The organism is Microbacterium sp. 16-032, from assembly GCF_041079455.1.
Taxonomy (GTDB): domain Bacteria; phylum Actinomycetota; class Actinomycetes; order Actinomycetales; family Microbacteriaceae; genus Microbacterium; species Microbacterium testaceum_A.
In genome coordinates, this window is record NZ_JBFYGQ010000005.1 from 1 (window position 1) to 15,736 (window position 15,736).

Below are 15,736 nucleotides of genomic sequence, written 5' to 3' on the forward strand. Positions count from 1 at the left end.
TGTGACCTCGGACGTGTGACCTCGGACGTGTGACCTCGGACGTGTGACCTCGGACGTGTGACCTCGGACGTGTGACCGCCGACGTCAGTCTCGGGGTCCGCGGACCCCGACGGTGACGTCGGCGGTCGTCGATCCGAGGGTCGGTACGGCCGTCTCGACGGAGAAAGTCGCACCGTGCGCTATCCCATGCACGCCACCCTCGTCCGGCGCGACGGCGTTCGCGTGCACGTGATACGTGCCCGACCCCAGGTGCAACGCATCGACTCGGAAATCGAGCACTGTCTCTCCCTCGATCGGGGCAAGATCCGCTCGGAGGAGATCGGTGTTAGATGCGAAAACGGTGTGCCCCAACGGCGTGTTGACGCTGAACCCGGCGGCCCATTTGTCGATGCGGTGGCCGGAGAGAAGGGTCAGTCGGATGTCGATCATCTGACCCGAGGAGAAGGTGCGGCGACGCTCGCCCTCTTCGTCGAGAATGTCGATCGACGTCACGGCGATGGGCGCCGATGTGGCCGACGCCGTAGCGGTGGCTTCATCACGCCCTTCCAGAACGTCTCGCAGGACGCCGATGGCCTCATCGACGTCGCCGTCGTGCACGATCTCGCCCTTGCGCAGGACGATTCCGCGGTCGCAGAGCTCTGCGACCTGCTGAGCGGAATGGCTCACGAGGATGATGGTGCACCCCGCCGCGCGGAACTGGGCGATGCGGTCCATGCACTTGCGCTGGAATGCCTCATCTCCGACAGCGAGAACCTCGTCGACCAGGAGGACGTCGGGGTTGGTGTGGATGGCGACGGAGAACGCCAGCCGGACGTACATTCCCGAGGAGTAGAACTTCACGGCCGTATCGATGAAGTCACTGATGCCGCTGAACTCGACGATGTCGTCGAACCGGTCGTCGATCTCGGAACGCGTCAGCCCCAGGATGGACGCGTTCAGGTAGATGTTCTCACGACCGCTGAGATCCGGGTGGAACCCCGCACCGAGTTCGAGGAGGGCCGCCATGCGGCCTCTCGTCTGCACGCTGCCTGAGGACGGCGAAACGATTCCACCGATCAACTTCAACAGTGTGCTCTTGCCCGAACCGTTGGCACCCATGAGAGCCACAGTCGTGCCGGCCTCGATGTCGATGGACACGTCTTTCACGGCGACGAAATCCTCGCGATGCCGTTTGCCCTGCCGCCCGAGATGAACGATCCGGTCTTTCAGGCTGTTGTCGCGGCGGACTTTGAAGCGCTTGCGGACGTCCGTGAGTCGGACGACCACGGGGGCCTTTGTCATCGTCACGGTCACAGCTCCTGCGCGAAGTTGCCCTGAAGGCGGGTGAACACACGGTGAGCGACCACCAGGAAGATGAGACCCACGACACCCGCGATCAGCATGCGCAACTCCAGATTCGGCGGGTAGTCGGACGGGGAACCCGCCCCCCAGAATGTCTTGTGGAACCCCAGGATGGCGAGCGTCAACGGGTTCGCGAGATAGATCTCCAACATCCACGACGGCAGCGAGAATCGGGCGATCACATCGCTCACCATCCGCCAGGAGTATACGATCGGCGACGCCCACATGGCGAGCATCAAAACGACCTCAGTCAGGTACTGAACGTCGCGAAGATAGACGTTCACCGCGCTCAAGAGCAGACCGATGGCCGTGCCGTACAGCAGCACGAGACCCAGCGACGGGAAGAACCACAGCATCTGCGCGGGCTCGGGGAGGGCACCGAAGATGAGGGCGGCCACGACGAGGACGGCGAGCTGCACCAGGAACATGAACCCTGCGCCTCCCACGCTGGCGAAGGGGAAGATCTCACGGGGGAGGTAGATCTTCTTGACCAGCCCGCCGTTCATCAGGATCGATCCCGTCGCGCCCGCCACCGTGTCGTTGAAGAATTGATACAGCGTGAGGCCGGCGAAGAGGTAGATGGCGAAGTTCGGAATGCCCTCGGCCGCGCGCAGGAACTGCCCCAGCACGATGAAGTACATGAGGAATTGAATCAATGGACGGATGACAGTCCAGAGGAATCCCAGGAAGCTGTCCCGGTACCGCGCTTGAAGGTCACGCCGGATCAGCAGGAAAAGGAGGTCCCGGCGAGCGAAGAGCTCACGGATCTTCCCCCCGCGACCGGGCAGTGTCATTCCACGCGCATCGACGGTCGCGAACGGCAACGCCTCGAGGACCGCGAATCTTTGTGTTTTTTCCAAGCCTGACCATCGTCTTTCGGGAGAGCAGAATTCTATCTGCGGCTCATGTGGACGGCGTGCTGGAAACTCCCAGGAGACGCTTCACTCGATCGACGGCCCGACCGGGAGCCCCGGCGATCCGCCGGACCTTCTCGGCCTGCGGCAGCTTGTCGGGACGGTTGACGCGCAGATACATGAAGAAGAAGTCCACGGCGCGCCCGGTGCCGATCCACCCCGCGCGTTGCAGGAAGAGGGCCTTGTCACGAAGGGTTCCGGGGATGGTCGCGGCGAGTTCGTCGAGCTTGAACTCGAGCGCCGTGTGGCTCAACGCGGCGTACTCAGCGGTCAGGACTGTACGCGTGTGAAAACCGCTCTCGGCCGCCGCATAAGACGGCATCCGCTCCAGGACGTGTGCGAGCCCGCCGTCCTTGTACGCCTCTTTGCCGCCGAACTCGCTGTAGCGCCAACGCTCTTCGGCGAGCAGTCGAAGGGCGCGCGGACGCGCGACGTACATCGACCCGAAGGGCGCCAGTGGAGACACCGAATCGATTGGGACCTCGATGCCCAGCTGGTCGGCTACCTGCTCGAAGCGTGGGCGATTGCCCCACCAGGCGTGGCCGAGCGTTCCCTGCCCGATATGGATCATCGGGGGGTAGGCGAGGCCGAGACCTTCCTCTTTCTGGAACAGAGCGACGAGGTTGGCGGCGTACCCCGCGTTGGGAAGGAGGTTGTCGAGCTGCTGGGACTTGAAGTGCTGCCCGACCGTGAATCCCTGCTGCGGCGTGCGTTTCGTGTGCACCTTGACGATGAGGTCGTAGTCGTCGCCCAGGATGATGTCGCGGCACTCGATCAGGAATGCGCTCTGATCGCGTCCGTCGTTGGACGGAAGGACGCGAACCTCCGTCCGACGCCCCGCGCGCGCGCGCGCCGACAGGATCTCTTCGATGGCCTTCGCGCGATGCGCGTCGGGAGTCGTCACGACAAGGTCGTAGTCGCACGGGAGGAGATCGCCTCGATCGAGGATCTCGTCGGTCATGTCCACATAGAAGATGTGAGCGACGACCACGACCCGGAGCGGACGCGTCGGGTCGTACGACACATCGATGTCGGGGAGGATATCGGTCATCCCGAGGTCGGTCGTCAGGTCGCGCGGCGGCGACGTCCGCGCAGCCGACGACAAGACGAGCCGGCGCGGGTAACCGTACGACTCGACCTTGTCGAGGAGCCACTTTCCGATGGACGCCTCGTGGTCCATGGTGATCGGCCAGAAGAAAAACGGCTTGCGCTTGACGATCGGGTTGCCAGCGTCGAGCATCTGCGCCGCGTTGAAGATCGACGGATTCTCGGTGTCGTAGTCCTGATGCGGGAAGACGACACCGTGACGGTAACCGAGAGCGGCGAAACGGTCGGTGAAGGTGACCTCATGCCGTGTCACCGCTTCGGTCCAGTCCTGGAGAACAGGCAATCCCGCCCAGTAGTCCTTCCACTGCGCGGAGGAGAACATGCGCCGACGCACGGCGATCCAGAAGGACTGCAGGTGATAGGGGATGATCTCACCGGTCCACGACGATTCGAGCTCCACTCGCGGGTGGTCGGTGAGCCCCCAGAAGTCGACGTCTTCGGCGTCCATCCGCTCGAAGATCGGGCCGAACGGTCGCACGGGTCCGTACCAGGTGTCGTTGGTGAGAAGCACCTCGTCGTACGACTCGATCTCGTCGCCGAGAGCCTCCAGGCCCGCCTTCTGCCCCCAGATGTCCATACCGGTGTTCTCACGCTGCAGCACATCGTCGGCGACGAGCTCGAGTTCAGCACGAGCGTCGTCGATCAGACGCCCGTTCACGACGGCGACGATCCGTCGCGCGAAGGGCCGAAGCCCGCGCAGGGCGTAGAGCACGCTTTCGTCGACGCGGCCGCGCTTGTCGTAGATCACGTAGACGATGGCTCGACTCATGGTGTCGTAAGGAGTTTCCACGTCAGGCTCTCTTTCGGAGTCGTCGTCGAACGGACCGGCCGACCGCGCGCGTCGCGCGCGCCACTCGACCCAGTCGCGACAGCACGCCCCACCAGTGGGGACGTCGATATCGCACCCACATGCGCGCGAAATCCACGCCATGGCCCGCGCCGACGGGGCCGGCGCGGTGCAGGAGCGCGGTGTATCCCGCCGGATACCCGTAGGAGGTCCGTGACATGAAATCGGTCGTGTACTCGAGTGAGCCGTGGCTGAGGCCTGCGTGCTCTGCGGTGGCGACCGTGCGGGCGTGGTAGCCGAGTTCCCCCGCCGCGTACGCGTGCAACCGCGAGTGAACGAGGCTCGTCTTCTCGCCGACGGGCCACTCCTGCCCTCCCAGCAACCGCAGTGCCTCGGGGCGACCGAGCCACATCCCCCCGACGGGAGCGTGGGGACTGGCCCAGTCGAGGGGGACGTCTATCCCCAACCGCTTCATCGTTTTGGAGACGGCATCCGCCTGCCCCAACCATCCCTCGCCGAGCGTGGACATGCCGATATGAGGAGTCGGTGGGAAGACGATGCCGAGCGACGTGCGATCGCGGAAGAGCTGGATCACGTTGGCCGTGTAGCCCGGGCTGTGCAGAAGGCAGTCGTATTGCTGCTTCTCGAAATAAGAACGGGCGTTCCTCGTCACTGACGGCGCGGCCCCGGTGTGGACGGCGAGGACGAGATCGACCTCGTCGCTGAACGTGAGGTCGCGGCACTCGTCGAAGACGACGGCGGTGTCGGGGGTGTTTCTGCCCAGCGCCTCTCGAATTTCGACCGCGATCCCCTCGACGTGGCCCGTCGCCTCCCATGCCGCCTGGATAGCACCGCGATGACGCGCATCCGCCATTGTGAACACGATCCGCTCGATCCCCGGCACGAGCACGGTGCGGGCGATCAGATCAGGGAGGGGCTCGAGGTCGACGACGTGGACGATACCCAGGATGCGCAGGGGCACATGCCCCGTCGCGAGCTCGCGGTCGGGAAGCACCTCGAGCATGGCGCCGTTGGTGTGGAGGCGCTTGGGCGCCACCGTCGCGGCGAGATCGCTCCACAACAGATCGACGGGGTAGCCGTGCTCCGCCATGGCCGCGGCGATGCGTCGACCGACGATCGCGTGCTGATCGTAGAAGAGTGGGTAGCCGTTGAATATCTCGCGTTTAACGGCCGGGCAGCCGTCGGCCAGGAGCAGGTCGACATTGAACATGTCGGGGTGCTCCGCCGGATAGTTCTCGCTGGGGAATGCGGCGGCCAGACGGAAACCCGCCGCCGAGAGCTGTTCGCTGAGCGCCACCTCTGCTCCGTTCGCGTGGCGACGCTCCGACGGGGTCGCGCTGATCCCCCGCCACAGGCGCTCCCACGCGTCCGACTGCCACACCCTCTGCCGCACGGCCAGCCAGTATCCGCTGAGCTGGACGCGACCGTCGCCGCCTTCCGTCCGGGAACCCGGCACGCCCGCGCGCCGATCGGTGAGGGACCAGACGTCGAGGTAACGATCTTCCATACGCTCGACGACCGGCTGGAGGGGCCCGACGGGACCGAACCACTGATCGTTCGTGAGGACCACTTCGTCGAAGACGCTCATCCGCTCGGCCTGCGACCGGACGAAGGGCCCGTGCGCGTGCAATCCCTCTCCGGCGTCGCCTTGCGAGACGATCTCGTCGGTGATCTGCCCCAAACGGGAGCGCTCCTCCGCCGACAGGGCACCGGTCACGACGACCAGGTGATCGGCGAGCTCTCGAAGACCGGTCAGCGCGTGATGGACGGCGCCCGACAATCGCCCCTTACGGGCGGTCGCCGCGTAAACGACGGCCCGTCGGCCCCCGAGGGGGAAACGGCCGGGGTTCTCGTCGATCATTCGTGCCCCTGCGCGAGTGCCTTCAGCAGGTAGTTGCCGTACCCGCTCTTGACCAGCGGCTCGGCCCGATCCCGCAGTTCGTCGTCGGTCAAGAAGCCCATGCGCCACGCCACTTCCTCGGGGCAACCGATCGACAGGCCCTGACGCTTCTCGACCGTGCGGATGAACTCCGTCGCCTCACTGAGGGAGTCGAAAGTGCCGGTGTCGAGCCATGCCGTGCCCCGCGGGAGCAACTCGACGCGGAGGCGCCCCTGCTCGAGGTAGGTGCGGTTGACGTCCGTGATCTCCAGTTCGCCGCGGGGCGAGGGCTTCAGTTCACGTGCGATGTCGATGACGTCGTTGTCGTAGAAGTACAGGCCGGGGACGGCGTAATCGCTCTTTGGAACGGCGGGCTTCTCCTCGAGAGACACGACGCGTCCCTCTCCGTCGAACTCGACGACACCGTACGCCGTCGGGTCGGCGACGCGGTAGCCGAAGACGACGCCACCGTCGAGCTCTGTGTACTGGCGCAGGCGTGTGCCCATCCCCTGCCCGTAGAAGATGTTGTCTCCGAGGACGAGGGCGACCGAATCGGACCCGATGTGCTCTTCGCCCAGGATGAATGCCTGCGCGAGGCCGTCAGGCGATGGCTGCACCCGGTACGTCAGCGAGATGCCGAAGCGAGAACCGTCACCGAGGAGCCGTTGGAATTGCTCGGAGTCCTGGGGCGTCGTGATGATGAGAATGTCGCGGATACCGGCCAGGATGAGAGTCGACAGCGGGTAGTAGATCATCGGCTTGTCGTAGACGGGGACGAGCTGCTTGGAGATGCCCAACGTGATGGGGTGGAGTCGCGAGCCCGTGCCGCCCGCCAGAATGATTCCGCGCATGAGGTCAAGTCTGGCTCATCCCGCAAGGACCGCCAATCCGGGATCACCAGGCGAGGACGCGCCTCCCCGCTAACCTGGACGGCATGAGTCGTCTTCTCGTGACCGGTGGCGCCGGTTTCATCGGTTCCAACTTCGTGCACCACGTCGTCGCGCACACCGACCACACGGTGACTGTGCTCGACAAGCTGACCTACGCCGGCAACCGCGCGTCGCTGGAGGGGCTGCCCGCCGACCGCGTCCGATTGGTCGTCGGAGACATCGCCGACGCGGCCGTCGTCGACCCGCTCGTCGCCGACGCCGACGCCGTCGTGCACTACGCCGCGGAGTCACACAACGACAACTCCCTGCACGATCCGCGGCCGTTCCTCGATACGAACATCATCGGCACCTACACCTTGCTGGAGGCCGCACGTCGCCACGATGTGCGTTTCCACCACATCTCCACCGACGAGGTCTACGGCGACCTAGAGCTCGACGACCCGGCGCGCTTCACCGAGCAGACGCCGTACAACCCCTCCTCCCCGTACTCGTCCACGAAGGCGGGTTCCGACCTGCTCGTGCGGGCGTGGGTGCGCTCGTTCGGTGTCCGCGCCACTATCAGCAACTGCTCGAACAACTACGGGCCCTATCAGCACGTGGAGAAGTTCATCCCCCGGCAGATCACCAACGTACTGCGAGGGATTCGCCCGAAGCTTTACGGGACCGGAGAGAACGTCCGCGACTGGATTCACGCCGACGATCACTCCTCCGCCGTCCTCACCATCCTCGACAAGGGCGAGATCGGCGAGACGTACCTCATCGGCGCCGACGGCGAGAAGGACAATAAGAGCGTCGTCGAAATGATCCTGCAGATCAACGGTCAGCCGGCGGACGCGTACGACCTCGTCACCGACCGTCCCGGCCACGACCTCCGTTACGCGATCGACTCGAGCAAACTGCGGACCGAGCTCGGCTGGACCCCCGCCTATGGCGACTTCGAATCCGGACTCGCCGCGACCATTGACTGGTATCGCGACAACGAGGCCTGGTGGGCGCCCACCAAAGACGGCGTCGAGGCGTTCTACGCGAGCAAGGGTCAGTGACTGCGATGTCGATCGCCTTCGGTAAGACCCTGTCCGTGCGCGAGACACCCATCCCGGGTCTCGTCGTCCTCGACCTCCCGGTGCACGGAGATGCACGCGGATGGTTCAAGGAGAACTGGCAACGCGAGAAGATGACCGCCGCCGGCGTCGATCTGCCGGACTTCGGCCCGGTCCAGAACAACATCTCGTTCAACGACGCCGTCGGCACCACTCGCGGCATTCACGCGGAACCCTGGGACAAGTACGTCTCCGTCGCCACGGGACGTATCTTCGGTGCCTGGGTCGACCTTCGCGAGGGAGAGAGTTTCGGCGCCGTCTTCACGACCGAACTCGACCCGTCGACCGCGATCTTCGTTCCCCGCGGAGTCGGCAATTCCTATCAGACCCTCGAAGCCGACACGGCCTACACCTACCTGGTGAACGACCACTGGTCTCCCGACGCGACGTACACGTTCCTCAACCTCGCCGATGAGACAGCCGCGATCGAGTGGCCCATCCCCCTGTCCCAGGTCGAGATCAGCGCGAAAGACAAGGCGCACCCGCGACTGTCCGACGTGATCCCGATGCCGCCGCAGAAGATCCTCGTCACCGGTGCGAACGGCCAGCTCGGCCGGGCCCTCCGTGCGGAATTCGGAGAGCATCCCTGGATCGAGTACGCGACGCGCGACGACCTCGACCTCACGTCCCCCGATCTGGATGGCGCGCGCCGCTGGCGCGACTACGGCACCATCATCAACGCCGCCGCGTACACGAAGGTCGACGCGGCCGAGACCCCCGAGGGACGGGTCGCGGCCTGGGCGTCGAATGTCACGGCTGTGGCGAGCCTCGCGCGCGTCGCTGCCGCGAACGGGGTCACCCTCGTCCATGTGTCGAGCGACTACGTCTTCGATGGACGCGAAGAGGGGGGATACACCGAGGAAGCGCCGTTCTCGCCGCTGGGTGTATACGGCCAGACGAAAGCTGCGGGGGATGCGATCGTGTCGGGTGTTCCCCGCCATTACATTCTCCGGACGAGCTGGGTCATCGGAGACGGTCCCAACTTCGTCCGAACCATGGCGTCGCTCGCCGAGCGTGGGATCAGTCCGCGGGTGGTCGACGACCAGCGTGGTCGGCTGAGCTTCACAGACGAGATCGCGGCCGCCGTGCGGCATCTACTCGACACGAGGGCACCCTTCGGGACGTACAACGTGACGAGCGAAGGTGCCGATATGACCTGGGCGGATATCGCGCGACGCGTCTTCGAGTTGACCGGGCACGACCCGATGAAGGTCACGGGCGTGGCCACCGAGGAGTACTTCTCTTCCGCGAGCGCGCCGGTCGCCCCGCGACCGCTGTCCAGCACTCTCGCGCTCGATCGACTGCGCGAATCCGGCTTCGTTCCGCGGGTGGGAGACGATTCCCTCGTCCGCTATCTCGAGGGCTGACCGCCCAATACATGACGAAGGCCGCCGCCCCTCGGGGTGGCGGCCTTCGTCATGGCGCTTCAGGGGATCGTGACCGTGCGGCATCCCAGGAAGGTGTTCGGTCCCGTCACGTCGTTGATCGGATAGACGCACACCGTGTGAGCGCCGCTCGTCGATGCGATCGTGCTCGAGAAACCGTGTTGAGAGCCCACACCGGGATACACCGCTGCCACGTCCGCACGCGCCGCGTCGGCGCGGATGGCCCGACCGATACCGTCGACGTAGACGTGCACGTCGATCGGGGCGGTGGTGTCCGGATCGAACGCCCATCCGGCGACCACGATGGAACGCCCGGAGACTCCTACGTATTCGAGGTTGCCGACCGGCGGACGGGAGTGGTCCGGCACATCGATCGTCCGACATCCGATGAGCGAATTGCCACCCGCTCCGTTGTTGATCGCGTAGACGCAGACCGACGAGGTTCCGGCCGGCACGGCGACCGACTCGGTGTACCCGTGGTTCGCCCCCTGGAGCGGATAAGCAGCCCCGACGTCGGGGCGACTCTTGTTCGCGACGTACGCCGCGCTGCGGTTGTTGACGTAGATGTGGATGGACAAGGGATCGACCGTGTCGAGATCGAGTGCCCAGCCGCTGACCGTGGCCGTCATCCCGGACACCGACACCGCATCGACGACTCCGATCGGAGCGCGACCGAGATCGGGCACGGCTACGGTGACGGTCCGGCATCCGAGAGTGGTGTCGGAGCCGGAGCCCGTGTTGAGCGCCGTCAGGCAGACGTTGTAGGTTCCGCCCGAGAGCGTCAACCGGGCGGTGAATCCGTGAGCAGCCCCGTACCCGGGAAACGCCGCATCCACATCGGGGCGGAGGGCGTCTGCGACTGTCGTGCTCTGCGCACCTCCTGCATCCATCCGGACCCTGATCGGAAGCGCGGTATCGGGATCGATCGCCCATCCGCTCGCGGTGATAGTCGGCCCATCGACGGTGATCGCGTCGAGCGCCCCCATCGGAGGAAGTCCCCTGTCGACCGGTGTGGCGACGTTCACCGTGCGGCACGCCAACTGGACGTTGTCACCCAGCCCGACGTTGATCGCGTAGACGCAGACCTGACGGTTTCCCGGAGACGCGGGGATGGTCCTGCTGAAACCATGCGCATTCCCGTAAGGCGGGTATCCGTTGGCGATGTCGTCGCGGCGGAGGTTCGCGGGAACGATCGTTCCGACGCCGTCCACGTAGACGTGGACGTCGATGGACTGCGTGCTGTCGGGGTCGAGGGCCCAGCCTGCGACCGTGATTCCGCCGGCGGCGGATACCGCCGCCTCGAGATTTCCGATGGGCGAGCCCGCCATCGCCGTGACCGTCATGCACCCGAGGCGATTGTCCCCGCCCGCGCCCACGTTAATTCCCGTGACGCAGACCGTGTTGCTCCCCGTCTTCGCAACCGGCACGAGAACGGAGTAGCCGTGATTCGGGCCTTGCGCGGGATAGGCGGCACCCACATCCGGTCGGTTGGCGTCGGCACGGACGGTCTTCGATGTGCCCTCGACCGAGATCTGGATGTTGATCGGGTCGGCCGTGTCGGGGTCCGCCGTCCACCCCGAGACTTCGAAGCCCCCGGGAACCGCGGTCACCGCGTCGACGGCGCCGAAGGGTCCGCTCGGGTTCGTTCCTCGTGTGGTCCCGAACCAGTCGACGAAAGTGCGCCAGAAGTTGCGATTGCCGTAAGCGGAGCAGCCATCCCCGGTGCCGTAGAGGTTGTTCAGTGCCGCCTGGTTCGGCACGTAGGGCGTGTAGATGTAGAGCCCCGCAGTTGCCTGGTTCTCGATGTAGACACGCTGCGTCCCGCAGCCGCCGTTGGGGTTGTACAGGATATTGTTCCAACGCCCTGACTGGTAACCCCACCATGTCGGGTTGAGGCGGTAGACCTCGAACTGGCGCGCCGCGTAGTACACCTGGTAGAAGAACCCAGCGGTTGCGGCATCGCACGGCGCGGTATCAGGGCAGCCTTGGCCCGTTGCAGCCGAGTAATTCCACGACGACGGTGCCGTCGAGGTGATGAGCCCCTGTTCCTTCTGCAGAAGGACGAGCAGGGCTTTCTGGCTGATGCCGCACGAGCGAGCGACCTTATCGATGATCGTCGACGCGCTTTCGTTCGGCGCGCCGGCGTACCCGTTGCAGTACTTGTCGACCGGGCGGTTGTCGGTGTTCTGCCGATAGTCCTTGACGCAGGTGTAACCCGACTGACAATTGCGGACCTGACGCTCCATGAACGCCTGAATCTCGGGCGAACCCAGTGCGTTGCCGTCGTAGAAGACGGCGTCGTCGATGATGTTGCCGGGGTTCCAATCAGCAGCGTTGGCGGCCGCGGCGGGTTCTACCGGAGCGATGGTGGCGGGCAACGCGATCGGTGCCGCGACGAGCAGAGCGAGTCCACAGGCCCATGCCGCGACGACCGCCGCCAGACGACGGCGACCGGTGGGACGGATCACGAGGTCGGCTCGACAGTCGTCACCGCGGACTTCGCCGAGGTGGTGCGGGAGGAATACGCGACCTGAAAGGCAGGGTCAGCCGATGAGTCTCCGACGGCGATCGACATCAGACCGCAGTAGGTGACGTCCTTACCCTCATTCGCGGTGGACTCGACCTTGGCCCCTGTCGACACCAAGGTGAGGGTGCACGTGCCACCGGACTCGGATACCCCCGGGACCATTGCGGAGACCTGCAGGGCCCCGTCACGCACCTCGGAGGTGATGATGAGGATCTCACCGTTGAACGGCGCGTCAGTCGCCTCCGAGCTCCCCTCGCTCGCGGTGGGGGTCGGGGATGAGGATTCACCGGGGGTCGGCGAACCCGTCGGCGTGGCGCTGGTCTCCGCGCCGGTCGGAGTGGGCGTGGTGGAGCCCGGCGTGCTTCCGCACCCGGAGAAGGTCAGTGCGCCGACGGCGAGCAGAAGGGGCAGCACGAAGCGCGCGCGCCGGAAGGATGACGGAACGGCCGCGTCGATAGCATTCTTCACGCGATCATTATGCGTGCGACGCCCTGAACACGCTGCCGCCCACGCCGCAGGACACCAGGACGTTACCGACGACCCAGCCGGCGTCGGAGGCTGCGCAGCCGCGACCACAGCGGCTGATGCGAATCGAGTTCGTGGCGAAGATCGTCCCGGATCTGCGCGCGCAAGCGGTCGGCCCCGTCTTCTATGCGCCTGTCGACGTGCGCCTTCAGCTCCGCATGCAGACTCGCCATGTACAGCGGCAGACCCGGCCCCTCGCGACGCACCCACTCCGCGAGGGCTCTGTCGCGGACGCGCGCATCGTCGACGGCGTGCGCCTCGGTGAGAGCGAACATGCTGTTGGCGTCGAGGCCCGTGGCATCCGGTCTCTGCGTCCAGAAGGCCAGCGCCTCGCCGGGGAGGAAACCGATCTCGCCGGCGCGGAGGATGCGGAGGTACAAGTCCCAGTCCTCGACCGCGTCGAGGGATTCGTCGTACCAGCCGATCTCGTCGTGGATCGAGCGGCGGTACAGTACCGAGATCGGGACCGCCCGGTTGACGCTCATCATCTCGCCGAGCGAGATGCGCTGCATCCCCGCCCAGAAGGGGGCCCGGCCGACCTCGGTCCAGGTGCCGCCGCGCCGCTCCTCGTAGACGATCTCGGTCGGGACGGCGACGGCGGGGGCTCCGGGATGACCCTCGAGCCACGCCGTGGTGCGAGAAAGGAATTCCGGATGCCAGCGGTCGTCGTCGTCGTGGAGCACGACGAGGTCCGTCCCGGCGTCGCGCACGCCGGCGTTCGCGGCGATGCACCGGCCGCCCTCACCCTCCGCGATGTGGCGGACCTGAACGGCGTCTCGTACGTCGGAGGCAGCGACTATTGCTTCGACCTCGTCGGGGACTCCCCCGTCGTTCACGACCACGATGCGGTAGTCGTGGAAGGTCTGCGCCGCGACATCCGCCAGCGCGCGGCGGAGGAAGTCGGGGCGCCTGCGGGTTCGGACGACGATTCCCACGCGAGAAGGCATGGGTCCGAGCATAGGGGTGAGGTAGAGTCCGACCGGTGTCAGCGGCGGCGAGCGGCGATCTCGCGCGCCGCCTGGTCGAGAACGGCGGCTCGCGCGTCGAACGAGTGCTCTTCACGCACGCGCGCGGCGATCTGCCGGAGCCGCTCGGCGTCGGGGAAGAGGTCGTCGGCGGGGGCCGAGAGCATCTCGACGAGGTGCGCGGTGTCGCGATAGGTGACCACGGCTCCGTCGAACAGATCCTCGAGGCCCTCGACCGGCTCGGAAACGAGACGACCCTCGACCGCGACGACGTCGAACGGACGCAGGGTCATGAATCCTTCCCGCTGCATGTCGGGCCATTGATCGTTCAGGACGATGGATGCCGTTTCGTAGCGCTCTGCAAGACGTTCGTGCGGGATGGACTTCGCGGCGATCGATGACGCGGGCACGAAGTGCGCCCAGTCGGGCCCGTAGACGCGCACGGGAATGCCTGCCTTCACGGGCTCGACCACGCTCGGGCGGACCGCCCCGCGCGTCTTCCCGACGAAGACGATGTCCTCGTCCCGCGGTAGACCGCGCGGGTGGAACACGTCGGTGTCGGTGCACGGCAGCAGCGTCGCGATGTCGAGACCCCATCGACGGCCCGCCCGCTCGGCCCAGCCGTGCGACGCGGCGAAGACGCGGTCAAATCCCGCCACCTCTTCGCGGGTCAGGGAGTCGGGGTGGCTGATGATCCACTCGAGGTTCACTCCCGTCGACGTCGACTCGAACGCATACGGCCCGCGGATCGCGACAGAGACGTCGTCGACCGAGCTCGTCGAACGCGCCCGCGCGTCGTAGGCGTCCACGACCACGGTGTGGCCGAGTCGGCGCAGAGCGTTGGCGAGCCCGCGAGCGAAGTGCGCATCGCCCCAGACGGCGCCCTGCTTACCGGCGGGTGCGCACATCTTGATCGCCCACCGCCGAGCGTCGGGGTGCGGCCTGACCCAGGTCAGGACGGGCTCGATGCGCCCCGCTTCCGCCTCGCTCCAGCTCTCGACGCGGAACCCGGCGGTCGCAAGCACGGCCTCCGCGCCCGAGCGATCGTCCGCGCCATGCCGACGAACGCCGCGGCGGGCGGCGGGCCTCGCCGAGAAGGCGAAAGCGGGTTCGTCCAGCACCGGGTTCACGCGGGGCAGCGCTCGAAGGGGGAGTTCGTCGCGAACGGTCCGCGAGATCGCGGAGAGGGCGTCGGGTTCTCCGTCGTCGAGGGTGTCGAGCGAGCGGCGCAAAATCGCGGCGGGCATGGAGAACGTGCGGCCGGACAGGAGGGGCACATCGACCGACTCGGGCAGTCCCGCCAGGTCATCGCCGGGCAAGCCGGACAACAGGGCGTACGGCCTATCCCCACCGACATCGGCGGCTCCCACGGCGTCGATCGTGCCGTCGGGGGCGCGATGAGCCGCGCACACGGCCGCCCCCGCCGATGCCTGCGCGACCAGGGCGTCGAGCTGGGCGTCGTCGAACTCCGCTCGGGGATCGAGGACCGCCACGACGGGTGCCGACGTGCTGCGAACCGCGGCGGCGACCACCGAGAGCCACCTCGTCCCCCGCCGATGACCGCTCACGCGCAGCCCGGGCACGAGATCCGCGAGCAGAGCAGTGGACACCCATTGACTGGCATCCACGTCCACGAGGGGAACGAGCACGTCCCACCCGTCGACGCGCTGCGCCGCCTGCACGAGCTTGCGCACGTAACGTCGATCGTGGGCCTGGACGATACGGATCAGGGCGACGTCGCGAGGAGGGGCCGCCTGGCCCTTCCGGGTTCCCCGGCGCCACTGGCGAGCGGCGGAGATCGCACGGCGACGGATCTCCGCGACGGTCAGGGTCCACTCGTGGCCCGCCACGCGCACCTGCAGACCGCTTTCGCGACGCCCCCATGCCGCCTCGAGCCCGGGCCCGCCGTGCTGCGCTCCGTAGGCCACCGCATCCCACCATGGGTGGATCGAGATCGTCTCGCGCTCGTTCACGAGGTAGGCGTACAACGCGGGGACGCGCGTGACCTCGGGCAGTTCCCAGCCCGCGACGACATCGTCGAACAGGGGGTTCAAGCTCATGCCCCGCCGGAAACCGCGTATGACGTAGTGCGCGATGGCGACGGATGCCGGCAGCCGACGAAGACCCAGCTGAGCGGCGTAGTACTCCGGGTCGACGAGAGGCGAGGCCGAGATGACGCGGTACCACCACACCCGATCGGCGGCACGCACCAGCGCCCCCGCCCCACGGGCTTCGCGTAGGCGCCGGATCAGACCTCGAAGGCGCGAACGCTGCATGGCTCCATAGTAGAAGCCG

11 protein-coding genes are annotated in these 15,736 nt (G+C 66.5%); 2 read left to right on the forward strand and 9 right to left on the reverse strand.

The features are described from left to right. Window positions 1–84: 84 nt before the first annotated feature. The 5 genes from AB6V31_RS11295 to rfbA all read right to left on the reverse strand — a co-directional run bounded on the left by AB6V31_RS11295 (window position 85) and on the right by rfbA (window position 6,900). Window positions 85–1,281, reverse strand: coding sequence for an ABC transporter ATP-binding protein (locus AB6V31_RS11295; protein WP_369366237.1), 1,197 nt, complete (start codon window positions 1,279–1,281; stop codon window positions 85–87). 8 nt (window positions 1,282–1,289) lie between these two features. Continuing rightward, complete coding sequence (locus AB6V31_RS11300) at window positions 1,290–2,135, reverse strand: ABC transporter permease (protein ID WP_369366238.1); 846 nt, start codon at window positions 2,133–2,135, stop codon at window positions 1,290–1,292. Between the two features lie 109 nt (window positions 2,136–2,244). Then, window positions 2,245–4,152 carry a rhamnan synthesis F family protein gene (locus AB6V31_RS11305; RefSeq protein ID WP_369365729.1) on the reverse strand — a complete coding sequence of 636 codons (1,908 nt, stop codon included), beginning with the start codon at window positions 4,150–4,152 and terminating at the stop codon, window positions 2,245–2,247. A gap of 1 nt (window position 4,153) precedes the next feature. Next, entirely contained in the window at window positions 4,154–6,031 is a 1,878-nt protein-coding gene (locus AB6V31_RS11310; protein WP_369365730.1) for a rhamnan synthesis F family protein, read from the reverse strand. Continuing rightward, window positions 6,028–6,900: a glucose-1-phosphate thymidylyltransferase RfbA gene (gene rfbA / locus AB6V31_RS11315; protein ID WP_369365732.1), complete on the reverse strand. Its 873-nt coding sequence runs from the start codon at window positions 6,898–6,900 to the stop codon at window positions 6,028–6,030. Before rfbA ends, AB6V31_RS11310 begins: the two co-directional genes overlap by 4 nt. 83 nt (window positions 6,901–6,983) lie before the next feature. On the opposite strand from rfbA, the gene rfbB reads away from it, so the two are divergent. Then, the gene (rfbB, locus tag AB6V31_RS11320; protein ID WP_369365733.1) at window positions 6,984–7,982 is read left to right on the forward strand and encodes a dTDP-glucose 4,6-dehydratase; all 999 of its coding nucleotides are present in this window, start codon (window positions 6,984–6,986) and stop codon (window positions 7,980–7,982) included. A 5-nt stretch (window positions 7,983–7,987) separates the two neighbouring features. Then, a complete protein-coding gene (locus tag AB6V31_RS11325; protein WP_369365734.1) occupies window positions 7,988–9,406 on the forward strand; it encodes a sugar nucleotide-binding protein in 1,419 nt (472 codons plus the stop codon). A gap of 59 nt (window positions 9,407–9,465) precedes the next feature. Here AB6V31_RS11325 and AB6V31_RS11330 read toward each other — a convergent pair whose 3' ends face one another. From AB6V31_RS11330 to AB6V31_RS11345, 4 genes are all read right to left on the reverse strand, one after another. After that, window positions 9,466–11,892 (reverse strand): hypothetical protein, encoded by a 2,427-nt coding sequence (locus AB6V31_RS11330; protein WP_369365735.1) that lies wholly within the window; start codon window positions 11,890–11,892, stop codon window positions 9,466–9,468. Continuing rightward, on the reverse strand, window positions 11,889–12,419 hold the full coding sequence (locus AB6V31_RS11335) for a hypothetical protein (protein ID WP_369365736.1): 531 nt from the start codon (window positions 12,417–12,419) through the stop codon (window positions 11,889–11,891). The genes AB6V31_RS11330 and AB6V31_RS11335 overlap by 4 nt, the downstream gene beginning before the upstream one ends. A gap of 62 nt (window positions 12,420–12,481) precedes the next feature. Then, window positions 12,482–13,423: a glycosyltransferase family A protein gene (locus AB6V31_RS11340; protein WP_369365737.1), complete on the reverse strand. Its 942-nt coding sequence runs from the start codon at window positions 13,421–13,423 to the stop codon at window positions 12,482–12,484. A gap of 38 nt (window positions 13,424–13,461) precedes the next feature. Next, window positions 13,462–15,717 carry a glycosyltransferase gene (locus AB6V31_RS11345; protein ID WP_369365738.1) on the reverse strand — a complete coding sequence of 752 codons (2,256 nt, stop codon included), beginning with the start codon at window positions 15,715–15,717 and terminating at the stop codon, window positions 13,462–13,464. Window positions 15,718–15,736: the final 19 nt, after the last annotated feature.

Excerpts from the sequence above, each read along its gene's own strand:
- AB6V31_RS11295 (WP_369366237.1), bottom strand. The coding sequence starts at position 1,281 with ATGACAAAGGCCCCCGTGGTCGTCCGACTCACGGACGTCCGCAAGCGC.
- AB6V31_RS11300 (WP_369366238.1), bottom strand. The coding sequence starts at position 2,135 with ATGACACTGCCCGGTCGCGGGGGGAAGATCCGTGAGCTCTTCGCTCGC.
- AB6V31_RS11310 (WP_369365730.1), bottom strand. The coding sequence starts at position 6,031 with ATGATCGACGAGAACCCCGGCCGTTTCCCCCTCGGGGGCCGACGGGCC.
- rfbA (WP_369365732.1), bottom strand. The coding sequence starts at position 6,900 with ATGCGCGGAATCATTCTGGCGGGCGGCACGGGCTCGCGACTCCACCCC.
- rfbB (WP_369365733.1), top strand. The coding sequence starts at position 6,984 with ATGAGTCGTCTTCTCGTGACCGGTGGCGCCGGTTTCATCGGTTCCAAC.
- AB6V31_RS11325 (WP_369365734.1), top strand. The coding sequence starts at position 7,988 with ATGTCGATCGCCTTCGGTAAGACCCTGTCCGTGCGCGAGACACCCATC.
- AB6V31_RS11340 (WP_369365737.1), bottom strand. The coding sequence starts at position 13,423 with ATGCCTTCTCGCGTGGGAATCGTCGTCCGAACCCGCAGGCGCCCCGAC.
- AB6V31_RS11345 (WP_369365738.1), bottom strand. The coding sequence starts at position 15,717 with ATGCAGCGTTCGCGCCTTCGAGGTCTGATCCGGCGCCTACGCGAAGCC.